General features: G+C 60.7%; 21 protein-coding genes. 19 read left to right on the forward strand and 2 right to left on the reverse strand.

Going from position 1 to position 23,328, the window contains the following annotated elements; translation table 11 throughout:
- Positions 1-276: 276 nt before the first annotated feature.
- On the reverse strand, positions 277-1,497 hold the full coding sequence (locus BFQ00_RS11300) for a CaiB/BaiF CoA transferase family protein (protein ID WP_065933570.1): 1,221 nt from the start codon (positions 1,495-1,497) through the stop codon (positions 277-279).
- Between the two features lie 13 nt (positions 1,498-1,510).
- Complete coding sequence (locus BFQ00_RS11305; RefSeq protein WP_065886800.1) at positions 1,511-2,692, reverse strand: acyl-CoA dehydrogenase; 1,182 nt, start codon at positions 2,690-2,692, stop codon at positions 1,511-1,513.
- A 158-nt stretch (positions 2,693-2,850) separates the two neighbouring features.
- Here BFQ00_RS11305 and BFQ00_RS11310 point away from each other — a divergent pair, with 158 nt between their 5' ends.
- The 19 genes from BFQ00_RS11310 to BFQ00_RS11400 all read left to right on the forward strand — a co-directional run bounded on the left by BFQ00_RS11310 (position 2,851) and on the right by BFQ00_RS11400 (position 23,269).
- The gene (locus tag BFQ00_RS11310) at positions 2,851-3,786 is read left to right on the forward strand and encodes a LysR family transcriptional regulator (protein ID WP_065933571.1); all 936 of its coding nucleotides are present in this window, start codon (positions 2,851-2,853) and stop codon (positions 3,784-3,786) included.
- A gap of 415 nt (positions 3,787-4,201) precedes the next feature.
- Positions 4,202-5,323: a Re/Si-specific NAD(P)(+) transhydrogenase subunit alpha gene (locus BFQ00_RS11315; protein ID WP_065933572.1), complete on the forward strand. Its 1,122-nt coding sequence runs from the start codon at positions 4,202-4,204 to the stop codon at positions 5,321-5,323.
- 15 nt (positions 5,324-5,338) lie between these two features.
- Positions 5,339-5,659, forward strand: coding sequence for an NAD(P) transhydrogenase subunit alpha (locus BFQ00_RS11320; RefSeq protein WP_003187417.1), 321 nt, complete (start codon positions 5,339-5,341; stop codon positions 5,657-5,659).
- Entirely contained in the window at positions 5,659-7,095 is a 1,437-nt protein-coding gene (locus tag BFQ00_RS11325) for an NAD(P)(+) transhydrogenase (Re/Si-specific) subunit beta (RefSeq protein WP_065933573.1), read from the forward strand. The genes BFQ00_RS11320 and BFQ00_RS11325 overlap by 1 nt, the downstream gene beginning before the upstream one ends.
- Positions 7,096-7,329: 234 nt before the next feature.
- Complete coding sequence (locus BFQ00_RS11330; protein ID WP_065933574.1) at positions 7,330-8,823, forward strand: acetyl-CoA hydrolase/transferase family protein; 1,494 nt, start codon at positions 7,330-7,332, stop codon at positions 8,821-8,823.
- Positions 8,824-9,141: 318 nt separating this feature from the next.
- Positions 9,142-9,357 (forward strand): DUF1127 domain-containing protein, encoded by a 216-nt coding sequence (locus tag BFQ00_RS11335; RefSeq protein WP_012721550.1) that lies wholly within the window; start codon positions 9,142-9,144, stop codon positions 9,355-9,357.
- Positions 9,358-9,689: 332 nt separating this feature from the next.
- Positions 9,690-10,010, forward strand: a complete 321-nt coding sequence (locus BFQ00_RS11340; protein ID WP_065933575.1) for a DUF2388 domain-containing protein — start codon at positions 9,690-9,692, stop codon at positions 10,008-10,010.
- A gap of 91 nt (positions 10,011-10,101) precedes the next feature.
- Positions 10,102-10,410: a DUF2388 domain-containing protein gene (locus BFQ00_RS11345; RefSeq protein ID WP_065933576.1), complete on the forward strand. Its 309-nt coding sequence runs from the start codon at positions 10,102-10,104 to the stop codon at positions 10,408-10,410.
- Between the two features lie 38 nt (positions 10,411-10,448).
- On the forward strand, positions 10,449-10,769 hold the full coding sequence (locus tag BFQ00_RS11350; RefSeq protein WP_056790589.1) for a DUF2388 domain-containing protein: 321 nt from the start codon (positions 10,449-10,451) through the stop codon (positions 10,767-10,769).
- Entirely contained in the window at positions 10,766-12,727 is a 1,962-nt protein-coding gene (locus BFQ00_RS11355; protein ID WP_065933577.1) for a DUF7844 domain-containing protein, read from the forward strand. The genes BFQ00_RS11350 and BFQ00_RS11355 overlap by 4 nt, the downstream gene beginning before the upstream one ends.
- 368 nt (positions 12,728-13,095) lie before the next feature.
- Positions 13,096-14,403 (forward strand): CitMHS family transporter, encoded by a 1,308-nt coding sequence (locus tag BFQ00_RS11360; RefSeq protein ID WP_065886794.1) that lies wholly within the window; start codon positions 13,096-13,098, stop codon positions 14,401-14,403.
- Positions 14,404-14,470: 67 nt separating this feature from the next.
- Positions 14,471-15,238 carry a TerC family protein gene (locus tag BFQ00_RS11365; RefSeq protein ID WP_017139071.1) on the forward strand — a complete coding sequence of 256 codons (768 nt, stop codon included), beginning with the start codon at positions 14,471-14,473 and terminating at the stop codon, positions 15,236-15,238.
- Positions 15,239-15,516: 278 nt separating this feature from the next.
- Positions 15,517-17,175, forward strand: coding sequence for a Na/Pi cotransporter family protein (locus BFQ00_RS11370; RefSeq protein ID WP_065895299.1), 1,659 nt, complete (start codon positions 15,517-15,519; stop codon positions 17,173-17,175).
- Between the two features lie 58 nt (positions 17,176-17,233).
- Complete coding sequence (locus tag BFQ00_RS11375; protein ID WP_065933578.1) at positions 17,234-18,616, forward strand: M16 family metallopeptidase; 1,383 nt, start codon at positions 17,234-17,236, stop codon at positions 18,614-18,616.
- Between the two features lie 70 nt (positions 18,617-18,686).
- Entirely contained in the window at positions 18,687-19,718 is a 1,032-nt protein-coding gene (locus BFQ00_RS11380; RefSeq protein ID WP_065933579.1) for a DUF5924 family protein, read from the forward strand.
- 54 nt (positions 19,719-19,772) lie between these two features.
- Positions 19,773-20,921: an ABC transporter permease gene (locus BFQ00_RS11385; RefSeq protein ID WP_065897863.1), complete on the forward strand. Its 1,149-nt coding sequence runs from the start codon at positions 19,773-19,775 to the stop codon at positions 20,919-20,921.
- Positions 20,918-21,721: an ABC transporter ATP-binding protein gene (locus tag BFQ00_RS11390; protein WP_065886789.1), complete on the forward strand. Its 804-nt coding sequence runs from the start codon at positions 20,918-20,920 to the stop codon at positions 21,719-21,721. Before BFQ00_RS11385 ends, BFQ00_RS11390 begins: the two co-directional genes overlap by 4 nt.
- A 1-nt stretch (position 21,722) precedes the next feature.
- The gene (locus BFQ00_RS11395) at positions 21,723-22,661 is read left to right on the forward strand and encodes an MlaD family protein (RefSeq protein ID WP_065886788.1); all 939 of its coding nucleotides are present in this window, start codon (positions 21,723-21,725) and stop codon (positions 22,659-22,661) included.
- Positions 22,658-23,269, forward strand: a complete 612-nt coding sequence (locus tag BFQ00_RS11400) for an ABC-type transport auxiliary lipoprotein family protein (protein WP_065933580.1) — start codon at positions 22,658-22,660, stop codon at positions 23,267-23,269. The genes BFQ00_RS11395 and BFQ00_RS11400 overlap by 4 nt, the downstream gene beginning before the upstream one ends.
- Positions 23,270-23,328: the final 59 nt, after the last annotated feature.

Raw genomic sequence — 23,328 nt, forward strand, 5'->3', positions numbered from 1 at the left:
CGATCTCTCGTAAGCGGGAGGCGAATTCTACAGCGTTACACGCTGCTGTCAACACCTCTTTTTCAACTTCCTTTTGGCTTCGATGAACTGAAGCAACCTGCCGCCGAAACTCATTTAACTCATTGTTTACCAAGGAGTTTTCCGTTTCGACTGCGCCGGAAGTGGGGCGAATTATAGGCGCACAGAATCCGCCGTCAACGACTAATTTCGTTTTCTTATCAAATAGTTAGAATTGATCAGAAAACGACCGACGCTCCTCTATATAGAAGAGATCGCTCAGATAACGCCGGCCTCTCTTAAAGCAGCTACATTCGACGGCGCCAGCCCCAGCACACTTTGCAGCACTTGAATCGTATGCTCACCCAACAGCGGAGGCGCATTGCGATATTCCACGGGCGTCTTGGAAAGCCGGATGGGACTGGCAACCTGAGGGACCATCCCCGCCAACGCGTGAGGCAACTCTATGGCCAACCCACGCGCCTTGACCTGCGGATCGGCAAACATCTGCGCCAGATCATTGATCGGCCCACACGGCACACCTACCTTCTCCAACTGCGATACCCACTCTGCCGTAGTCTTGAACACGGTCGCCTGCCGAATCAGCGGGACCAGCACCGCACGATTGGCAACTCGCATCTTATTCGTAGAGAACCGCGGATCATCCGCCCACTGGGGTTGCCCGGCCACCTCGGCGAACTTGCGAAACTGCCCGTCATTACCCACGGTCAGGATGAAATCACCATCAGCCGTAGGAAAGTCCTGATAAGGCACGATGTTCGGATGCGCATTGCCCAGACGCTTTGGCGAAACTCCAGTGGTCAGGTAGTTCATCGCCTGGTTAGCCAGGCAAGCTACCTGCACATCCAGCAGCGCCATATCAATATGCTGCCCACCGCCGTCGTGATCCCGGTGAGCAAGCGCCGCCAGGATGGCTACGGTCGAATAAAGCCCGGTGAGAATATCGGTCAATGCCACCCCAACCTTCACCGGCCCCGCGCCCTCATCCCCCTCAGGCCGACCGGTGAGGCTCATCAACCCACCCAGCCCTTGAATCATGAAGTCATAGCCGGCACGGGTTGCATAAGGGCCGGTCTGGCCAAAGCCGGTAATCGAGCAATAGATCAGCTCCGGATTGATCGCCTTGAGCGACTCATAATCCAGACCATAAGCTGCCAGGCCACCCACTTTGAAGTTCTCGATCAGAATGTCCGACTTGGCAGCCAGGTCACGCACCAGCTTCTGCCCCTCAGGCCTGGTGAAGTCGATGGTCACCGACGCCTTGTTCCGGTTGGCGGACAGGTAGTACGCGGCCTCACTGGTGTTCTCACCATCAGCATCCTTGAGAAAAGGCGGCCCCCAGGCGCGCGTGTCGTCACCATTGCCCGGCCTTTCGACCTTGATCACCTCGGCCCCAAGGTCCGCGAGTATCTGCCCGGACCAAGGGCCCGCCAGTACTCGCGATAAATCCAGTACACGCAGATGCGAAAGCGCGCCCATGTCCGTGCTCCTATTAATAGAAGGCCTGAAGACCGGTTTGCGCGCGCCCCAGGATCAAGGCATGCACGTCATGCGTACCTTCATAGGTGTTGACCACTTCCAGGTTGACCAGATGACGCGCCACCCCGAACTCGTCGGAGATGCCGTTGCCGCCCAGCATGTCCCGGGCCATGCGCGCGATATCCAGGGACTTGCCGCATGAGTTGCGCTTCATGATCGAAGTAATCTCAACCGCCGCCGTTCCCTCGTCCTTCATCCGCCCCAGGCGCAGACAACCTTGCAGCGCCAACGTGATCTCGGTCTGCATGTCGGCCAGCTTCTTCTGGATCAACTGCGTCGCCGCCAACGGGCGACCAAACTGATGACGATCAAGGGTGTACTGGCGCGCGGTATGCCAGCAGAACTCCGCAGCCCCCAGCGCGCCCCAGGAGATGCCGTATCGCGCCGAGTTCAGGCAAGTAAACGGACCTTTCAAGCCACGCACGTCGGGAAAGATGTTCTCTTCGGGCACAAACACGTTGTCCATGACAATTTCGCCCGTAATGGACGCCCGCAAACCGACCTTGCCGTGAATCGCCGGAGCACTCAGGCCTTTCCAGCCCTTCTCCAGTACAAAACCGCGGATGTCGCCGGCGTCGTCCTTGCCCCACACCACGAACACATCGGCGATCGGGCTGTTGGTGATCCACATCTTCGCGCCGGTCAGGCTGTAGCCGCCTTCCACTTTGCGCGCACGGGTAATCATCGCGCCTGGATCAGAGCCGTGGTTGGGCTCGGTGAGACCGAAGCAGCCGATCCATTCGCCGGAGGCCAGTTTCGGCAGGTACTTTTGCTTTTGCGCTTCGGTGCCGAATTCATTAATCGGCACCATGACCAATGAGGACTGCACACTCATCATCGAGCGATAACCGGAATCGACACGCTCGACTTCTCGAGCAATCAACCCATAGCTGACGTAGTTCAAGCCACTGCCACCGTATTGCTCGGGAATCATGGCCCCCAGCAAGCCAGTTTCGCCCATCTCGCGGAAAATCGCGGGGTCGGTCTTTTCATGACGGAAAGCTTCAAGCACACGGGGCGCCAACTTGTCCCGAGCAAATTGCTCGGCGCTGTCGCGCACCATGCGCTCTTCTTCGGTGAGCTGTTGATCCAGCAGCAGCGGATCGATCCAGTTGAAGCTTGCCTTGCCAGCCATGAATAAGTCCTCACGAAAAGAATCAAAACGTCGTGCAGGCAGACTAGGCCGGGGCGACGCCGAGGGCAAACGAGGTTTCTGCATGGGGTTGTGCTAATTTCTCACTTCGTAACGCCTGACAAGGCCAAAAAAGCGCCTTATATGTGAGGACAATGTACATGCGCAGGAAAATCCCCAGCACTACCGCGCTTATCAGTTTCGAAGCAGCCGCCCGCCATGAGAGCTTCACCAAGGCAGCACAGGAGCTTTCCATCACTCAAGGTGCGATCTGCCGACAGATCGCCAGCCTTGAAGAGTTTTTGAGTGTCGAACTGTTTCGACGCTCGCGGCGCGGGGTAAAGCTGACCGAGGCGGGGCTGTCTTATAGCCGCAGGGTGGCAACGCAACTGGATGCAGTAGAACGCGACACTCTTTCAGTCATGGGCCAGCAGGGCGCGAATGTCATCGAACTGGCCGTGGTACCGACTTTCGGCACCCAATGGCTGATCCCGCGCCTGAAGGACTTTCAACAGCGGCACCCGGAAGTGACGGTCAACCTGACCAACCGCACGCGCCCCTTCCTGTTTGCCGACACCGAGTTCGACGCTGCGATCTATTTCGGCGATGCCGACTGGTCCGGCACCGAATCCCACAGGCTCATGGGGGAAAACCCTGTCCCCGTGTGCAGCCCACGCTTACTCGGCGACCGCGCGCACTTTACCCCCCAGGAAATGGCCGACCTTCCCCTCTTGCAGCAGACAACGCGCCCTTACGCCTGGCGCCAGTGGTTCAACGCCCAACAGGTGAGCGTTCCCCGCGACATGACAGGCCCGCGTTACGAGCTATTCTCAATGTTGTCCCAGGCGGCAATGCATGACATGGGCATTGCGCTGATCCCGCCCTTCCTGATCCAGCGAGAGTTGAAAGAGCAGCACCTGGTGATCGCGAGCCACCAAACCCTGCCCAGCGATAAGGCGTATTACCTGATGATTCCGGAACGAAAGGTCAAATCCGCGTCCCTGCATGCGTTCCGCGACTGGCTCATCGAGCAATCTCGGCGCTACAACCCCGACACCCAAGGCCAACCCCCATTTGCTGACCTTGTAGTCAACTAAATCAAAGCACTACAGATATACGCGGATGTCGCATTTAAACAGACTGTATCTGCTGAACAAAAAAGGGGCGCAAAGCCATGAATGATACGGCTTGTAGCGACTATTACGGTTCAATAACCGACTAATTACGCTGACGATTAAAAAACCGCGCGTTACCGCCTACAAGCCTTTAATTGCTTGTATTTAAAGAGGTTATTTCGGCGCATTGCGACAATCAGTCACAGGGTGACTTGTAGTTAATTTTTCGTCACCCGTCATAATCCCTTGAAGGCCGTAAAGTTCGCCTGCAAAATGCCGCGCCCCGCTGTCATTTCAGCGGGATCGTGCTGATCGGCCGCCCCAGCTGCGCCACTCACGGCGCACTGGCCTTTTTACAAAAAGATCAAAAGCAAAAAGATCATGCAGGAGATTTGACGTGCACATTGGTGTTCCTCTCGAAACCCAGACCGGTGAAACGCGGGTGGCTGCCACCCCGGAAACCATCAAGAAGCTGATCGGCCAGGGCCATAAGGTCACTGTACAAAGCGGCGCCGGCATCAAAGCCAGCATCGTCGACAGTGCCTATGAAACGGCAGGCGCAACCATTGGCAGCGCCAGCGATGCGTTTGGCGCCGAACTGATCCTCAAGGTGGTTGCGCCCAGCGACAGCGAACTGGCGCTGATCAAAAGCGGCACCGTATTGGTGGGCATGCTCAACCCGTTCAGCAACGAAACCATCGCCAAGCTCGCAGAGCGCGGCATCACGGCCTTCGCGCTCGAAGCTGCGCCACGCACCTCCCGGGCCCAGAGCCTGGATGTGCTGTCCTCCCAAGCCAATATCGCCGGCTATAAGGCCGTGTTGCTGGCGGCCCACCACTACCCGCGCTTCATGCCGATGTTGATGACCGCCGCAGGCACGGTGAAAGCCGCTCGCGTGTTGATCCTCGGCGCCGGTGTTGCAGGCCTTCAGGCGATTGCCACGGCGAAACGCCTGGGTGCGGTGATCGAAGCGTCTGACGTTCGCCCGGCCGTGAAGGAGCAGATCGAATCCCTCGGTGCCAAGTTCGTTGATGTGCCTTACGAAACCGATGAGGAGCGCGAATGCGCGGTCGGCGTCGGCGGTTACGCACGTCCCATGCCCAGCAGCTGGATGCAGCGCCAGGCCCTGGCGGTGCATGAGCGCGCCAAGCAGGCCGACATCGTCATCACCACGGCGTTGATCCCCGGCCGTAAAGCGCCGACCTTGCTCAGCGCCGAAACCGTCGCGCAGATGAAGCCAGGCTCGGTGGTCATCGACCTCGCGGCAGCCCAGGGCGGCAACTGCCCACTGACAGTCGCAGATCAAGTCGTGGTGGAAAACGGCGTAATCATCTGCGGCCCGACCAACCTGGCCGGCGCCGTGGCAGCCGATGCCTCGGCCCTGTACGCGCGCAACCTGCTGGACTTCCTGAAACTGGTGTTCACCCAGGAAGGGCAGTTTGAAATCAACCTCGAAGACGACATCGTCGCCGCGTGCCTGATGTGCCGCGACGGCCAAGTCATCCGCAAAAACGCCTAAGCAGGGATTCAGACGATGGAAGAGCTTATCTCCCCCGGTATCTACAACCTGATCATCTTTGTGCTGGCGATTTATGTCGGCTACCACGTGGTCTGGAACGTGACACCCGCGCTGCACACGCCGTTGATGGCCGTGACCAACGCCATTTCGGCAATCGTGATCGTCGGCGCCATGCTTGCCGCCGCCCTCACGGTCACACCGCTGGGCAAGACCATGGGCACCCTGGCCGTGGCCCTGGCGGCGGTCAATGTGTTTGGTGGTTTCCTGGTCACCCGGCGAATGCTTGAGATGTTCAAGAAAAAAGCCCCGAAAGTAAAAGAAGAGGCGCCCAAGTAATGAGCATGAACCTCGTCACGACGCTCTACCTGATTGCGTCGATCTGTTTCATCCAGGCCCTCAAAGGCCTCTCGCACCCGACCACTTCGCGGCGCGGCAACCTGTTCGGCATGCTCGGCATGGCGCTGGCGGTACTCACCACCGTTGGCCTCATCTATAAGCTCGGCGCTGAGCTGGCGACGGCCGGTATCGGCTATGTGATCGTCGGCCTGCTGATCGGCGGCACTGCCGGCTCGGTCATGGCCAAGCGCGTCGAAATGACCAAGATGCCGGAACTGGTCGCGTTCATGCACAGCATGATCGGCCTGGCTGCGGTATTCATCGCCATCGCGGCGGTCGTCGAGCCGCAATCGCTGGGTATCGTCAAGCACCTGGGCGACGCCATTCCTGCGGGCAACCGCCTGGAACTGTTCCTCGGTGCCGCCATCGGTGCAATCACCTTCTCCGGTTCGGTGATCGCCTTCGGCAAGCTGTCGGGCAAGTACAAGTTCCGCCTGTTCCAGGGCGCACCGGTGCAGTTCGGCGGCCAGCACAAGCTCAACCTGGTGCTGGGCCTGCTGACGCTGGGTCTGGGCCTGGCCTTCATGTTCACCGGCAACCTCACGGCCTTCGCAGTGATGCTGGCCCTGGCCTTTGTACTGGGCGTGCTGATCATCATCCCCATCGGCGGCGCCGACATGCCGGTGGTTGTCTCGATGCTCAACAGCTACTCAGGCTGGGCGGCGGCAGGGATCGGCTTCTCGCTGAACAACTCGATGCTGATCATCGCCGGCTCCCTGGTGGGCTCCAGCGGCGCGATCCTGTCGTACATCATGTGCAAGGCGATGAACCGCTCCTTCTTCAATGTGCTGCTCGGCGGCTTCGGCAATACACCGGACGCCGGTGCTGCGGCAGGTTCCAAGGAAGCACGGCCGGTGAAGTCCGGCTCGGCCGACGATGCGACTTTCCTGCTGACCAACGCCGACACCGTGATCATCGTGCCGGGTTACGGCCTGGCCGTGGCTCGGGCGCAACACGCGCTCAAGGAACTGACCGAGAAGCTGACTCATCGCGGTGTGACGGTAAAGTACGCGATCCACCCTGTGGCGGGCCGTATGCCCGGGCACATGAACGTACTGCTGGCCGAGGCCGAAGTGCCGTACGACCAGGTGTTCGAGATGGAAGACATCAACTCCGAGTTCGGTCAGGCCGACGTGGTACTGGTGCTGGGCGCCAACGACGTGGTCAACCCGGCCGCCAAGAACGATCCGAACTCACCGATCGCCGGCATGCCGATCCTTGAAGCGTTCAAGGCCAAGACCATCATCGTCAACAAGCGCTCGATGGCCAGCGGCTACGCAGGCCTGGACAACGAGTTGTTCTACCTGGACAAGACCATGATGGTCTTCGGTGATGCCAAAAAGGTTATCGAAGATATGGTCAAAGCTGTCGAATAACACTGCGCCAGCGCAATACCCGAAACCCCGGCCTCCGATAGGCTGGGGTTTTTTCTTTCCCATGCTCTGCGTGGGAATGCAGCCAGGGATGCTCTGCGTCCCGCTTTGCACACTCCGATGAAACCCGACCAAAGGCTCTAAATCGCCACTCGGCATTCGACCATGGTAGCGGGCCGAAACTTTTTGAAATCACTACACTGCCCAACTTGCTTCCGCAGCCTGAGATAACCATTCATGTACCGTGATCGTATCCGCTTGCCTTCGTTGTTGAACAAGGTCATGAGCGCGGCAGACGCCGCTGCACTGATCGAGGACGGCATGACCGTCGGCATGAGCGGCTTCACCCGCGCCGGTGAAGCCAAGGCCGTCCCCCACGCCCTGGCCGAGCGCGCCAAGACGTCCCCGCTGAAAATCACCCTGATGACCGGCGCCAGCCTCGGCAACGACCTGGACAAGCAATTGACCGAAGCCGGCGTGCTGTCACGCCGCATGCCGTTTCAGGTCGATAGCACCTTGCGCAAGGCAATCAACGCCGGCGAGGTGATGTTTATCGATCAGCACCTGTCGGAAACCGTCGAGCAACTGCGCAACAACCAGCTCAAGTTGCCGGACATCGCCGTGATTGAAGCCGTTGCCATCACCGAACAAGGCCATATCGTGCCCACTACCTCGGTGGGCAACTCCGCCAGCTTCGCGATTTTTGCCAAGCAAGTCATCGTCGAGATCAACCTGGCGCACAATCCGAACCTGGAGGGGCTGCACGACATTTATATCCCTTCCTATCGGCCAACCCGCACGCCGATTCCGCTGGTCAAAGTCGACGATCGTATTGGCAGCCCGGCGATTCCCATCCCGCCCGAGAAGATCGTCGCCATTGTGATCACCAACCAGGCCGATTCCGCCTCTACCGTGACGCCACCCGACAGCGACACCCAGGGCATCGCCAATCACCTGATCAACTTTCTGAAACAGGAAGTCGATGCCGGGCGCATGACCAACAAGCTCGGCCCGCTGCAGGCCGGGATCGGCAACATCGCCAACGCAGTGATGTGCGGTTTGATTGACTCGCCGTTCGAAGACTTGACCATGTATTCGGAAGTGCTGCAGGACTCGACGTTCGATCTGATCGACGCGGGCAAGCTGAGCTTCGCCTCCGGCAGCTCGATTACCCTGTCGGAGCGGCGCAATGCCGATGTGTTCGGCAATCTTGCGCACTACAAGGACAAGCTGGTGCTGCGCCCGCAGGAAATCTCCAACCATCCTGAAGTGGTGCGCCGCCTGGGCATCATCGGCATCAATACAGCGCTGGAGTTCGATATCTACGGCAACGTCAATTCCACTCATGTCTGCGGCACGCGGATGATGAACGGTATTGGCGGCTCCGGGGACTTTGCGCGCAATGCGCACCTGGCGATCTTCGTGACCAAGTCGATTGCCAAGGACGGCGCGATTTCAAGCGTAGTGCCGATGGTCAGCCATGTGGACCATACCGAACATGACGTCGACATCCTGGTGACCGAAGTGGGCCTGGCGGACTTGCGTGGTCTGGCACCCCGCGAGCGTGCCCGCGTGATCATCGACAACTGTGTGCACCCGGCGTATCGCGACGCGCTGAACGGCTACTTCGTTGCCGCCTGCGCTATCGGCGGGCATACCCCGCATATCCTGCGCGACGCACTGAGCTGGCACATTAACCTGGAAGAAACCGGGCATATGCTCAAGGCTTGAGGGATATACAACCGGGTTGGTGCCAATACAGTTTCATCAGCCCGGTGGTTTGATCGCCTCACCTTTCAAAAACTGTACTGCTGTACCGGTCATTTCCTACAGAAATATCCCACAACCCTCCTCGAAAAAGCCTATTTCGCACTGTTACGGTGCGAACAGGTACAGTTGCCCCCATTTCGTACCGTACAGCCTCTATAAACAGTTAACTGGCCCCTCACAATACAGGTGAACTGTATCTAGAGAGTCTTGCGTGCGAGGAGGATCATTGGCATCAGTTAAACCACTACCTAATCCCGCCACAAGCGGAAGGATGTCATCATGGAACGTACACTCAGTTCCGAACTGTTCTTCGAAGAAAAAGCTGTTAACACCCAGGCTTCCCTGCCTTTGCGCGTTATCGCCAACCTGATGTTGTGGCAGCGCCGCATCTCCAGCCGCCACCAATTGGCTCGTCTGGATTCGCGTCTGCTGGCTGACGCCGGTATCAGCGAAGCTCAACGCTACGAAGAGCTGAGCAAGCCGTTCTGGCGCTGATTGGCGCTCGCTGGCCCTGACCCGCCGGGTCCACCGCCAGCACTCTGATTTGTCAAAGCAAAGCCCGCCCCGGGTAACCGGAGGCGGGCTTTGTTGTATCTGGATATGGGAACCGGAAACAGCAGCCATCTACCGAACCAGTACAGTTTTCGTATTTATAAATAACACCATAACAGTTAACCGCAGGCTTCCGAATGAGCAAGCGGTGACCTAATATCCAGTCACCACGTGGCGAACCTTGTAGAACGGGCGTCAGATGCCCAATTGCCCAACGTCCGTTTCACTGTGGCGGTTCTACGCCACCTTATTTGCTCATCTACAGGAGTCACCCCATGTCCCGTCTTCGCCTGCTGTGCACCGCCACCCTGTTGGCCGTTGCTGCCAACGCCAACGCGAGCAGCTTTATCGTCACCACCGATTCGATCGTTGGCGCGCTGAAAGCCACCTCTGACGCCACGTCCGATGCCACCTCCTCCCTGCGCGACAACAAGGTGGTGCGAGCCGCCCGTGACGACGCGGCCAGCTTTGTCGCAAGCGAAGGCGCCATCCGTGGTGTGAAACTGGAAAGCGCCCTGGCGCAGATCCGCCAGCAGGCACCGCAATTGAACACCGCCACTGACGCTCAATTGGCCCAGGCAATCCTGGCGATCTAACGCCAGGGCCGGCAGGAAGAGCCCGTCAGTGCACTGGCCCTCACCCGGCCATTGCGCTAGCCTTGGCGCTCGTTTTCAGTTGTCGAGTGCCATGGCTTTTTCATACCGCCTGTTGATTGTTCCAGTAATGCTCTGTGCCTGCTGGGCACCATTGGCTTCGGCCTTTGACGTCTCTGTTCAGAGCACCGTTGTCAGCGCGTACGCCACCAGCAAGGTGACGTCTGCGCCGTTTGATAACAAGTTGGTCCGGGTCGCCAGGGATGATGCTGCTGCTTTCATTGCCACAGACGGCCAATGGCGGGGCGCACGCCTGGAGTCCGCGCTGGATTACCTGCGCCGCACCCAGCCAAAACTTCATGCAAGCGACCTTGAACTGGCGCAGGCAATTCTCGTCCAATAATCATCTTTGTATAGCCATCTTTGTATTGGAGTCACCCCATGCGTAGCCCGTTGATCGTCGCCGCCCTCGGCCTGCTGTTTCTGGCTGATGTCGCCCAGGCGCAAACCCTGAAGGCCACCAGTAACATCGTGGTTCGCGCTTCGGCGCGCACCATTGATTTCACCTCTGACACCACCACCTCGATCCGCGATTCCAAGATCGTGCGCGAAGCCCATGATGATGCCGCCAGTTTCGTCGCCACCCATGGCGAGATCCGTGGCGCGCAACTCGAGGCCGCCTTTGACACCCTGCGCACCCGCGTACCAGAAGCCCGTGATGCCAGCGACCAGACGCTCGCCGAAGCTATCCTCGCTCTGTGAGGCGAATCAAGGCCTGGCTCCTGGCCGGGGCTGTGCTGCTGTGTGCCGGTGCGGCCCAGGCCAGCCTGCAACTGCAGCTCAAGACCGATGGCCTGAGCCCGGCTGAACAGCAGGCCAGCCAGGCATTGCTCGATGAAGCGATGGGCGCCCTGCCGCCGCGCTTCATCGAGCAACTGGACCGCCGCATCGAGGTCGGCTGGACCGACAAGATGCCTGAAAACGCTTACGGCCAGGCCTCCCTGGTGTCCGAGCTGGACCTCAACCGAAACCTGCTGGCCAGCCTGACCGACGGCAGCGCCGCCACCCGCAAAACCAACCGCCCCCACGGCACCGTGCGCCGGGAAATGCTCGCCACTGTGCTGCATGAACTGACCCACATCTATGACCGTGCGCGCCTGTGGTCCAAAGACGAGCGCGCCCTGATCCAGCGTTGCAGCCGCCAGAACAACATCACCGGCCTGATTGGCCTGCCCGATCAATGCCGTGGCCAGAACGACCGTCGCTTCACCCTGAGTGACGACCCTCGCCTGCTGGACCTCGCCGGCTGGCCGCAATATGTCGGCCGTCGCGGCGAACGCGAGCAGCACAACAACCAGGTGGTTCGCAGCCCGGATATCTACGAAACCACCAGCCCGCTGGAATTCGTCGCGGTCAACATGGAGTACTTCCTCCTCGACCCCAGCTACGCCTGTCGCCGTCCCGCGCTGGCGCGCTATTACAAGGAACATTTCGGCTGGGCGCCGCCCGGGCAGGATAAGTGCGGCAGTACCTACGCCTTTCTGAACGCCGGCAACGATTTCGCCAAGACCCCGCTCGGCCAGATCGACCCGGAGCGTGTGTACGAAATCGACTACCTGCTCGCCGAAGCCAACCAGAATCTGGTGAGCCGCTGGGGCCATAGCATGCTGCGCCTGGTCATCTGTGCGCCCGGCCGTCCTCGCGGGCCGGATTGCCGGCTGGACCTGGATCAGCACCTGGTGCTGTCCTACCGCGCCTTCGTCGGTGACGTACAGCTGTCGAGCTGGGATGGCCTGGTGGGCAAATACCCGTCGCGACTGTTTGTCCTTCCGCTGGCCCAAGTCATCGACGAGTACACCAAGACTGAACTGCGGGGCCTGGCGTCGGTGCCGCTCAAGCTCAATCGCCAGGAAATCAACGAAACTGTCGAACACGCCGCCGAGATGCATTGGAGCTACGACGGCAACTACTTCTTCATTTCCAACAACTGTGCGGTGGAAAGCTTGAAGCTGTTGCGCAGCGGCAGCGCCAACCCGCAATTGACCGGCCTGGACAACATCACCCCCAACGGCTTGCTGGAGGTGCTCAGCGCACGCGGGTTGGCCGACACCAGCGTACTGAATGACAAGCGCGAAGCGTTGCGCCTGGGCTATCACTTTGACTCGTTCCGCGAGCGCTACCAGGCGATGTTCGATGTACTGCGCAAGCGCCTGCCGATCAAGCAGACCCAAGTCGAAGACTGGCTGTCGCTGAATGCGCAGGAGCGCCGCCAATGGTTCAGCCAGGCCGACTTGCGAACCAGTGCCGCGTTGCTGTTGCTGGAACAGGCCAGCTTTCGCAAACAATTGATGCTTGCCCAGGACGAAGTCAAACAGCGCTACCTCAATGCGCGGGAGCTGAAGAACGGTGGCATGGAAAAAGCCAACAACACGTTGCAGCAAATCCTCGCCAACAGCGGCTTCCTCAGTCGCCCCGCCGAGTTGCTCGACAGTGGCGGCTACGGCCTGCCGCAGCCTTCGGAGGCCAAGCGGCTGGAATCGGAAAGTGCCGAGCGCCAGAAGCAACTGCAATCGCTGACCGGCGAGCTGGATAAAGAAGTCAGGGCGCTGCTCGATCCGTCCCGCGCGGCCGAGATTGCCGCTTGCGAGGCCAATCTCAAGCAAATGGGTGAACACCTGCGAGCATTGCATAAAGCGGCCGGCGGCCTCGAACTGCCGTAAACACTCAGCGAATCAAGTGATCCCAATGTGGGAGGGGGCTTGCCCCCGATAGCGGCGGGTCAGCCAGCCATAAGCTGCCTGACCCACTGCAATCGGGGGCAAGCCCCCTCCCACATTTTTTTATCCGCATAAGCCGCAAGACCGAGTGTCACCTGTTTTCCCGGCGAAAGCTGGCTGAAAGCTTACCCGTCTAGGATCGCCCCACTGTCGGCAATAGACCGACTGTTAACAACAACAATGGTGATTCCCGATGTCCGCCCGTACCCGTCTGTTTGTCCCTACTCCCCCCGTACGCCTCGTGCCTTTCGTTCTGCGCTGACCCCACCCGGTTCGCCATTCCCTAGCCGCGCTACGCCTGGAGTATTCCTATGCTGACTTTCCTTGGCTTTGCCATGGTCATCACGTTCATGTTCCTGATCATGACCAAGCGCCTGTCTGCGCTGATCGCCTTGATCATCGTGCCGATCCTGTTCGCGCTGTTCGGCGGCTTCGCGCCGAAGATCGGTCCGATGATGCTCGAAGGCATCACCAAGCTCGCGCCGACCGGCGTGATGCTGATGTTCGCCATCCTCTACTTTGCCCTGATGATCGACTCCGGCCTGTTCGACCCGGCCGTGCGCAAGATTCTCAAGATGGTCAAGGGCGACCCGCTGAAAGTCTCGGTCGGCACCGCCGTGCTGGCCCTGGTGGTGTCCCTCGACGGTGACGGCGCCACCACCTACATGATCTGCGTCGCTGCGATGTTGCCGCTGTACAAGCGCATCGGCATGAGCCCGCGCATCATGGCCGGCTTGATCATTCTTGCCGGTGGCGTGATGAACATGACCCCCTGGGGCGGCCCGACCGCTCGCGCCGCCAGCGCGCTGCATGTGGACCCCTCGGATATCTTCGTACCGATGATCCCGGCCATGGCGGCCGGCGTGGTAGCGATCCTGGCGATTGCCTATATGTACGGCAAGCGCGAGCGCGCACGCCTGGGTGAACTGCATCTGCAAGGCGACGAGATCGACCACAGCGAAATCAGCGTGTCGCAATTTCCCGACGCCCGCCGTCCGAAGCTGATCTGGTTCAACGGCGCGCTGACGCTTGCCCTGATGTGCACGCTGATCGCCGGCCTGCTGCCGCTGCCCGTGCTGTTCATGGTGGCGTTCAGTATCGCGATGATCGTCAACTACCCGTGCCTGCAACAGCAGAAAGACCGCGTCGCCGCCCACGCCGGCAGCGTATTGGCGGTGGTCGGGTTGATCTTCGCCGCCGGCATCTTCACCGGCATCCTGTCGGGCACCGGCATGGTCGATGCCATGTCCAAGAGCCTGCTGGCGGTTATCCCTGAAGCCTTGGGACCGTACCTGGCGGTCATCACGGCGCTGGTGAGCATGCCGTTTACCTTCTTCATGTCCAACGATGCGTTCTACTATGGCGTGCTCCCCGTGCTGGCCGAAGCTGCCAGCCACTACGGCATCACCGCCGTGGAGATGGCGCGTGCGTCGATCGTCGGGCAACCGGTGCATCTGCTCAGCCCACTGGTACCCTCCACCTACTTGCTGGTCGCCCTGGCAGGTATCGAGTTTGGCGATCACCAGCGCTTCACCCTCAAGTGGGCAGTGCTGGTGTGCCTGTGCATAATGTTCGCCGCGCTGCTGATGGGGATTTTTCCACTGTTCAGCACTCTATAATCGTACCGACTCCTCACCGCGTGGCGCTACAGTCCGCGCGGTCTAACACTTGCTCAAAGGAATACACATGGAATGGCTGACCAATCCGGAAATCTGGATTGCCTTCTTCACCCTGACGGCGCTCGAGATCGTCCTGGGCATCGATAACATCATCATGATTTCGATCCTGGTCAGCCGCATGCCCAAGCACATGCAGGCGCGCACCCGGATCTTCGGCCTCGCCCTGGCGATGGTCACGCGCATCCTGTTGCTGCTGTCGATCACCTGGGTCATGCAACTGACCGCCGACCTGTTCGTGGTCTTCGGCCAGGGCATCTCCGGTCGCGACCTGATCCTGTTCTTCGGTGGCTTGTTCCTGCTGTGGAAAAGCTCCCAGGAGATGTACCACGCCCTGGAAGGTGAAGACGAAACGCACGACGAACCGGGTGGCAAGGGTGGCAAGTTCATCTACACCATCATCCAGATCGCGATCATCGACATCGTGTTCTCCCTGGACTCGGTCATCACCGCCGTCGGCATGGTTTCCCATGTGCCGGTCATGGTCGCCGCCATCGTGGTTGCCGTATTGGTGATGATGCTGGCCGCCGGCACCATCAGCGAATTCATCGACAAGCACCCGTCGCTGAAGATGCTGGCGCTGTCGTTCCTGCTGGTGGTGGGTACCGTGCTGATCGCCGAATCCTTCGACGTTCACGTGCCAAAAGGCTACGTCTACTTCGCCATGGCGTTCTCGCTGGCGGTGGAAGCGGTGAACATCAAGATGCGCACCGCCATCGCGAAAAAGAAGAAGCAGCAGGATCCGGTGAAACTGCGCAAGGATATTCCGGGTCAATAAACCCAAACGTCGCGCACCACCAAAACGCTGTAGGAGCGAGCTTGCTCGCGAAGAATTCAGGGACACCGCGTTGATTCAGATTGCACGCGTTATCGTTGGCGTTCTTCGCGAGCAAGCTCGCTCCCACACAGATGACAGTTTTGTTTCAATCCCGCGATCAGCTATGCGATGCTGGCGCAGAGCCCATTCGCCAACTACAGCTTAAGTACAAGACGTAGAACGGCACGCGGCAACTTTCCTTCGCTCCTGCTGGAGCTCACCTACACGGGGGGCCGAGCATGCTGACCTTGCTCAATCTGCTTTCCGCCGTGACCCTGCTGATCTGGGGCACGCACATCGTCCGTACCGGCATCCTGCGGGTCTACGGCTCCAACTTGCGCCAAGTCATCGGGCAGAACATGTCCAAGCGCTGGCTGGCGTTTGTCGCCGGTATCCTGGTGACAGCCATGGTGCAGAGCAGCAATGCCACGGCGATGCTGGTGACGTCCTTTGTCGGCCAGGGGTTGATGAGCCTTACGCCCGCCCTGGCCACCATGCTCGGCGCCGACGTCGGTACCGCGTTGATGGCGCGGGTGCTGACCTTTGACCTGTCGTGGTTGTCACCGCTGCTGATCTTCCTCGGGGTGATTTTTTTCCTTTCGCGCAAACAGACGCGGGCAGGGCAGCTGGGCCGGGTCGGGATTGGCCTCGGGCTGATCATTCTGGCCCTGCAATTGATCGTCGAAGCTGCCGGGCCGATTACCCATGCCCAGGGCGTCAAAGTCATCTTCGCTTCGCTGACCGGCGATATCCTGCTCGACGCCCTGGTCGGTGCGCTGTTCGCGATGATTTCCTACTCCAGCCTCGCCGCAGTGCTGCTCACGGCAACCCTGGCCGGTGCCGGCGTGATCGGTCTGCACGTGGCCATCGGCCTGGTGATCGGCGCCAACATCGGCAGTGGCATCCTGGCCTTTCTCAGCACCAGCATGCAGAACACCGCGGGGCGGCAAGTCGCCCTGGGCAGCCTGTTGTACAAATTGATCGGCCTGCTGTTGATCATTCCGGTACTCGACCCACTCGTCCGCTGGATGGACGGCCTGGACTACAGCACCCAAGGCATGGTCATCACCTTTCACCTGCTCTACAACGTCAGCCGCTGCCTGATCCTGTTGCCCACTATCGGCCCGATGGCGCGGCTGTGCGAATGGCTGCTGCCGGAGCGCCCCGAGACCAACGGCAAAGCCAAGCCGCGCCATCTGGACCTGGCCTCGCTGAACACGCCGAGCCTGGCGCTGGCCAACGCCGCCCGCGAAACCCTGCGGCTCGGCGACCTGATCGACAACATGCTCACCTCGATGCAGGAAGTGCTGCGCGGCAACCAAACCGCCATTACCCAGCAAATGCGCAGCCTCAGCGATGACGTCGAGGCGCTTTATAGCGCGATCAAACTTTACCTGGCGCAAATGCCCCGTGAAGACCTGAGTGAGCAGGACAATCGACGCTGGGCAGAAATCATCGAACTGTCGATCAACCTGAAGCTGGCAGGCGACCTGATCGAGCGCATGCTGCGCAAAGTGCAGCAGCAGAAGACGTCCCAGCGCCGGCAATTTTCCGAAGTCGGCCTGGAAGAACTCAGCGGCCTGCACAGCCAACTGATCGCCAATCTGCGCCTGGGCCTGTCGGTATTCCTCAGCGGCGACCCGGAAAGCGCCCGCCAGTTACTGCGGGAGAAACGCCGCTTTCGCGCCCAGGAGCGGCGCCTGGCCCACGCTCACGTCAGCCGCTTGCAGCGTAAAATCGTACAGAGCCTGGAAACCAGCTCCCTGCACCTGGAGCTGATCGCCGACATGAAGCGCCTGAACTCGTTGTTTTGCAGCAGCGCTTATGTCGTGTTGGAAACGTCCGACACCGGCGCACTCTCCGCCGACGATATTGCCGACATCACCCATTCGCCCTGAACGTACGCCAGCGAGCGAAGTCAGTTAACAACGGACCTCATTCGCCAGGAAGCTTGTTATGCGTCGCCTGTTACTCGCCTGCCTGCTCATGGGCTCGGCACACACCTTTGCCTTTGACCGCCTGCAGGTCGAAGGCTATACCTTGCCCAACGGCCTGCAATTGCTGCTCAAACCGGGGACCGAGCGCGGGCATGTGGCGATCCGCCTGGTAGTCGGCGTGGGCCTGGACGATTTCAGCTGCGACCAGAAAGAACTGCCGCATTTGTTCGAGCACCTGCTGTTCAGCGGCATCGACGGCGGTAACGAAGGCGACCTCGAAGACCGCATGCAGGCCCTGGGCGGGGAGTGGAATGCCTACACCAGCAACGCAGACACCACGTTCGTGATCGAGGCGCCTGCGCAGAACCAGCGCAAGGTATTGGACCTGCTGCTGGCAATCGTCACCCGCACCCAACTGACCGACGCCAATATCAACGCCGCCAAGCAGGTGGTCGAGCGCGAGGACGGTGGCCATTATTCCCACTTGCAACGCCTGCTGGACCGCCAGGACCTGGGCCACAACGCCAGCAACCAGCTGGCCGTCGAGTTGGGCCTCAAGTGCGCCGAACGCGCCGAGGTCAACGCTCTGACCCGCGACCAGTTGGAGGCGCTGCGCAAAAACTGGTACGCACCGAACAACATGACCCTGATCGTCGTCGGCGATCTGGACAAACTGCTGCCTGCCTACCTGGAACGCACCTATGGCCAGCTCGACCCGGTCGAGCCGAGCGAACATCGACCGCTGCCGCAAATCCAGCAGGCCGCCGCCAGCCATCGTGACCTGATCCACGGCTGGGTCGGCGACAATGCCAAGCTGCACTGGCTGTTCCCGGAGCCGGTGCTGGACGACCAGCATGATGAAACCTACGACCTGCTCAAGGACTACCTCGACTGGGCGTTGTACCGCCAATTGCGCCTAGGGCACGGCCTGTCCTACGGGCCGTGGAGCGAGCGTGAAGTGCTCGGCGGCGTGGGCTTCCTGAGCCTGAACGCCGACCTCGAACGGGAAAACCTCGAGCAAGCCGAGCAGGTATTGCAAGACCTCAAGGCCCGCTTGCTCAAGGATGGCCTCGACCCGGCGGTGTTCGCGCGCCTGCAGCAAGCCGCCATTGCACGTCAGGCCTGGGCCGTGCAGGGCAACAGCGCGCTGGCCGACTACTATTGGAGCGCTGCCGGCGAATATGACGATGGGCGCTTCAGCGACCCGGCCAAACGTATCAAGGCCGTGACCCTGGCCCAGACCAATCAGGCCATGCGCCAGGTATTGGAGCAGCCGGGCTACTGGCGCATCGAAAAACCGCTGTTGAGCTACAACGCCCTGAGCTGGATAGGCGCGGGCGTGCTGGGACTGATCGCGGTTGCGTGGATCGCCCTGCGGTTTTATCGCAAACGGCTCGCGTAATGAGGCGCCGAACAGCGGACCAAGACGTTATTCTGTCGCGGATTTTTCTAACCCTTATTGTGAATCGCCCATGCCGAACCTGCCGCCCCTTATCCAGCGCGTCATAGAACTGATCAAGCGCTACCCTGGGGTGATCGCACTCGGCGGCTTCATCTCGGGTGTGGGCAGCTTCATCCTGGTGGACCGCCAGCAAGGCATGGCCAGTTGGATCGCCGTGATCCTGCTGGTGAGCTGGTTGTGGCTGATGCTGGAAAACAGCTTCACGCAGCTGTTCACCAAGATGTTCAACCGCGAGATACCGGAACCGCTGCTGCGCTATGCGACCCAGATGATCCACCAGGAAAGTCTGTTTTTCGTGTTGCCGTTCTTTTTCGTCACCACGGCCTGGAACAGCGGCCAATCGGTGTTCACCGGCCTGCTCGGCGCGGCGGCGCTGGTCTCGATCATCGACCCGCTGTATTACAAGTGGCTGGCGCCCAAGCGCTCGCTGTTCCTCGCCTTGCATACGCTGACATTGTTCGCCGCACTGCTGACCGCGCTGCCGATCATCCTGCACCTGACGACCGCCGAAAGTTACAAACTGGCACTGGGCGTCGCCATGGCCCTGTCGATTCCGAGCCTGGCCGCCAGCCTGCCGCTGCGCAGCGTCAAAGGCTGGGCAATGCTGCTGGGGGTGACGGCCGCTATTGGCTGCGCCGGCTGGTTGCTGCGTAGCTGGGTGCCACCTGCCACCCTGTGGATGACTGAAGTGGCCATCAGCACCCAGCTGCAAGACCGCACACCGGGCGACGACCTCAAGCAAGTCAGCGCCGCCCAGCTGCGCAGCGGCGGACTGTACGCCTACACCGCAATCAACGCGCCGCGCGGCCTCGATGAGCGGATCTACCATGTGTGGAAATTCAACGGCAAGGAAGTCGACCGCATTGCCCTGGATATCCATGGCGGCCGCAAGGAGGGCTACCGCGCCTGGACGCATAAGCAGAACTTCCCGCCGGATGCGGTAGGCCGCTGGCAGGTGCGGGTGCTCACCGAAGACGGGCAAGTGATTGGCGTGCTGCGCTTTAACGTCACCGACTCAGCACAAACGGACAACCCGCCATAGGCCCGATCGTGCTATTACGTAGCAATTGTGGACAGCCAAATACGCTCGGAGCTTATGACCACTCCCACGACGGCCGGCGCGGCCCAACTCGATACGTCCCGCACACCGCCGTTGCTGCGCATTACCGGTGACTGGACGCTTGCCCATTACGCAAAGCTGAAGAAGCTGTCGAACACACTCGACGGCCAATACGACGCCGGCGCGCACATCGACCTTAACGGCCTCGGCGCCCTGGATACTGCCGGCGCTTCGCTGCTGGTGGAGTTGCTGGGCCCCGAACGTATCGAACGCTCCGCCGAGCAGAGCGATTGCAGCCTGTCCGCCGCCGACCGGGCACTGCTCAAGACGGTCTACCGCTCGCTCAATGATTTTTGCGTACCGCTCAAGGAGCCGGAAGAGGGCGCCGGTGTGCAACTGCTGGCGCGCATCGGCCGCGCCGTGGACACCGTCTGGCAAGACGGGATGAAACTGCTGGGCTTCATCGGCCTGATCCTCGAAACCTTCGTGCGCGGCATCCTGCGGCCCAAGCGCTGGCGCCTGACGCCGGTGGTCGCGCATATCGAACAGACCGGCCTGGATGCCGCGCCTATCGTTGCGCTGCTGACCTTTCTGGTCGGCGCCGTGGTGGCCTTCCTCGGCGCCACCGTGCTCAAGAGCTTCGGCGCGACGATCTTCACCGTGGACCTGGTGGCGTTTTCATTCCTGCGCGAATTTGGCGTGTTGCTCACCGCCATCCTGATCGCCGGTCGCACGGCCAGCGCCTTCACCGCACAAATCGGCTCGATGAAGGCCAACGAAGAAATCGACGCGATCCGCACCCTGGGCCTGGACCCGATGGAGCTGCTGGTGCTGCCGCGGGTCCTGGCATTGCTGGTGGCGCTGCCGATGCTGACATTCCTGGCGATGCTCTCGGGGATTGTCGGCGGTGGCGTGGTGTGTGCGGTGGCCCTGGATATTTCGCCGGCGATGTTTCTGTCGCTGCTGCAATCGGACATCGGCGTGCAGCATTTTCTGGTGGGCATGGTGAAAGCGCCGATCTTCGCGTTCCTGATCGCCGCAATCGGTTGCCTGGAAGGCTTCAAGGTCAGCGGCAGTGCCGAGTCGGTCGGCGCGCACACCACCTCCAGCGTGGTGCAGTCGATTTTCGTGGTGATCGTGCTGGACGCGGTCGCGGCAATGTTTTTCATGGAGATGGGCTGGTGAGTCGTCTGCATCGAGCGCCCACTGAGGCGGTGATTGAAGTTCGCGGCCTGTGCAATCGCTTTGGCAGCCAGAGCGTGCACGAGAATCTCGACCTGGATTTGTACAAGGGCGAGATCCTGGCGGTGGTCGGCGGCTCCGGCAGCGGCAAGTCGGTGTTGCTGCGCAGCATCGTCGGCCTGCGGCGACCCAGCGAAGGGCAAGTGCGGGTATTGGGCAAGGACCTGCCGAATTTGTCCGAGCATGAACGTTCACTGGTGGAACGGCGCTTCGGCGTGCTGTTCCAGAAGGGCGCCTTGTTTTCCTCGCTGACCGTCACCGAGAACGTCGCCTTGCCGTTGATCGAGCATGCCGGGCTCAGCCGCGCCGATGCCGAGCATCTGGCGGCGGTCAAGCTGGCCCTGGCCGGGCTGCCGTTGTCGGCGGCCGACAAGTACCCGGCGTCGCTGTCCGGCGGCATGATCAAGCGCGCCGCCCTGGCGCGCGCGCTGGCCCTGGACCCGGACATCCTGTTTCTCGACGAACCCACCGCCGGCCTTGACCCGATTGGCGCGGCGCAATTCGACCAACTGATCCTGACCCTGCGCGACGCGCTGGGCTTGAGTGTGTTCCTGGTCACCCACGACCTCGACACGCTGTACACCATCACCGACCGCGTGGCGGTGCTGGCGCAGAAGAAAGTCCTGGTGGCGGACGCCATCGATGTCGTCTCGGAAACCGATGACGCCTGGATCCACGAATATTTCCACGGCCCCCGAGGCCGCGCGGCATTGGATGCCGCTCAATCGCTCAACGAGGTATGACATGGAAACCCGAGCCCATCATGTGATGATCGGACTGTTCAGCGTAATAGTGGTGGTCGGCGCGATGCTGTTCGGCCTGTGGCTGGCCAAATCCAGCGTCGACAGCGCCTTCCAGGACTATGAGGTGGTATTCAACGAAGCGGTCAGCGGCCTGTCCCAGGGCAGTTCGGTGCAGTACAGCGGGATCAAGGTGGGCGATGTCACCAGCCTGCGTCTGGACCCCAAGGACCCGCGCCGCGTGCTGGCGCGCATCCGCCTGGCCGGGCAAACGCCGATCAAGGAAGACACCCAGGCCAAACTGGCACTGACCGGCATCACCGGCACGTCGATCATCCAACTCAGTGGCGGCACCCCGCAGAGCCCGGAACTCAAGGGCAAGGACGGCAACCTGCCGGAGATCATCGCGTCGCCGTCGCCCATCGCCCGCCTGCTCAATAACAGCAACGACCTGATGACCAGCGTCAACCTGCTGCTGCATAACGCCAACCAGCTGTTCTCCCGGGAAAACGTCGAACGCTTGAGCACCACCCTGGACAATCTGCAGCAAACCACCGGCGCCATCGCAGAACAGCGCGGCGACATCAAAGTGGTGATGCAGCAATTGATGCAAGTGAGCAAGCAGGCCGGCGGCGCACTGGAACAGACCACCGTATTGATGCGCAACGCCAACGGTTTGCTCAACGACCAAGGCAAGCAAGCCTTTGGCAGCGCGGAGCAGGCAATGAAGTCCCTTGAGCAAAGCACCGCCACCCTCAACACCTTGCTGGCCAACAACAAGGACTCGGTGAACAGCGGCCTGCAGGGCCTCAATGAACTGGCGCCGGCCGTGCGCGAACTGCGCGAAACCCTCGGTTCGCTGCGCGCCATCTCCCGCCGCCTGGAAGCCAACCCCAGTGGTTACCTGCTGGGCAGTGACAAGAACAAGGAGTTCACGCCATGAAGCGTGCTTACCGAATCATCGCCCCCGTGGCCTTTGCATTGATGAGCGCGTGCTCGATCCTGCCCAAGCCGGACCCGTCGGACGTCTACCGCCTGGCGTCGACCCAGCCCGTCAGTCAAGGTACGTCGGTGAGCTGGTCACTGCGCGTGACCAAGCCACAGACCAGCGAATTTCTCGACAGCCCACGCATCGCGGTGGTGCCCAATGGCGATCTGATCAGCAGCTATGCCCACTCGCGCTGGAGCGACCCGGCGCCGGTGCTGTTGCGCAATCGCCTGCTGGATGGCTTCCAGCGTGACGGGCGGGTGACGCTGTTGAGTACCGATGAGACCAACCTGCAGGCGGACTATGAGCTGGGAGGCCAGTTACAGGCGTTTCAGAGCGAATACCACGGCACGGCAGTGGAAGTGGTAATTCGCCTGGATGCGCGGCTGGTGCGCGGCAGCGATCAGCGGATTATTGCCAGCCGGCGGTTTGAGGTAAGGCAGCAGGTGGGGGAAACCAAGGTGCCTTCGGTGGTGGCTGCTTTTGGGCAAGCCGGGGATCAACTGAATAGGCAGGTAGTGGATTGGGTTGTGGCGCAAGGCAATACTGCTGCAAAACACTGAAGGCCTCATCGGGGGCAAGCCCCCTCCCACATTTTTTAATGTGTTCACAGATCGACATG

It is taken from the genome of Pseudomonas sp. 28 E 9, assembly GCF_900004785.1.
GTDB classification, from domain to species: domain Bacteria; phylum Pseudomonadota; class Gammaproteobacteria; order Pseudomonadales; family Pseudomonadaceae; genus Aquipseudomonas; species Aquipseudomonas orientalis_A.

What these genes read in the sequence shown, in the direction of transcription:
- BFQ00_RS11395 (WP_065886788.1), top strand. Translation starts at nt 21,723, where the DNA reads ATGGAAACCCGAGCCCATCATGTGATGATCGGACTGTTCAGCGTAATA.
- BFQ00_RS11365 (WP_017139071.1), top strand. Translation starts at nt 14,471, where the DNA reads ATGGAATGGCTGACCAATCCGGAAATCTGGATTGCCTTCTTCACCCTG.
- BFQ00_RS11385 (WP_065897863.1), top strand. Translation starts at nt 19,773, where the DNA reads ATGACCACTCCCACGACGGCCGGCGCGGCCCAACTCGATACGTCCCGC.
- BFQ00_RS11325 (WP_065933573.1), top strand. Translation starts at nt 5,659, where the DNA reads ATGAGCATGAACCTCGTCACGACGCTCTACCTGATTGCGTCGATCTGT.
- BFQ00_RS11375 (WP_065933578.1), top strand. Translation starts at nt 17,234, where the DNA reads ATGCGTCGCCTGTTACTCGCCTGCCTGCTCATGGGCTCGGCACACACC.
- BFQ00_RS11350 (WP_056790589.1), top strand. Translation starts at nt 10,449, where the DNA reads ATGCGTAGCCCGTTGATCGTCGCCGCCCTCGGCCTGCTGTTTCTGGCT.
- BFQ00_RS11400 (WP_065933580.1), top strand. Translation starts at nt 22,658, where the DNA reads ATGAAGCGTGCTTACCGAATCATCGCCCCCGTGGCCTTTGCATTGATG.
- BFQ00_RS11305 (WP_065886800.1), bottom strand. Translation starts at nt 2,692, where the DNA reads ATGGCTGGCAAGGCAAGCTTCAACTGGATCGATCCGCTGCTGCTGGAT.
- BFQ00_RS11335 (WP_012721550.1), top strand. Translation starts at nt 9,142, where the DNA reads ATGGAACGTACACTCAGTTCCGAACTGTTCTTCGAAGAAAAAGCTGTT.
- BFQ00_RS11340 (WP_065933575.1), top strand. Translation starts at nt 9,690, where the DNA reads ATGTCCCGTCTTCGCCTGCTGTGCACCGCCACCCTGTTGGCCGTTGCT.
- BFQ00_RS11370 (WP_065895299.1), top strand. Translation starts at nt 15,517, where the DNA reads ATGCTGACCTTGCTCAATCTGCTTTCCGCCGTGACCCTGCTGATCTGG.
- BFQ00_RS11320 (WP_003187417.1), top strand. Translation starts at nt 5,339, where the DNA reads ATGGAAGAGCTTATCTCCCCCGGTATCTACAACCTGATCATCTTTGTG.
- BFQ00_RS11360 (WP_065886794.1), top strand. Translation starts at nt 13,096, where the DNA reads ATGCTGACTTTCCTTGGCTTTGCCATGGTCATCACGTTCATGTTCCTG.
- BFQ00_RS11345 (WP_065933576.1), top strand. Translation starts at nt 10,102, where the DNA reads ATGGCTTTTTCATACCGCCTGTTGATTGTTCCAGTAATGCTCTGTGCC.
- BFQ00_RS11330 (WP_065933574.1), top strand. Translation starts at nt 7,330, where the DNA reads ATGTACCGTGATCGTATCCGCTTGCCTTCGTTGTTGAACAAGGTCATG.
- BFQ00_RS11310 (WP_065933571.1), top strand. Translation starts at nt 2,851, where the DNA reads ATGCGCAGGAAAATCCCCAGCACTACCGCGCTTATCAGTTTCGAAGCA.
- BFQ00_RS11300 (WP_065933570.1), bottom strand. Translation starts at nt 1,497, where the DNA reads ATGGGCGCGCTTTCGCATCTGCGTGTACTGGATTTATCGCGAGTACTG.
- BFQ00_RS11380 (WP_065933579.1), top strand. Translation starts at nt 18,687, where the DNA reads ATGCCGAACCTGCCGCCCCTTATCCAGCGCGTCATAGAACTGATCAAG.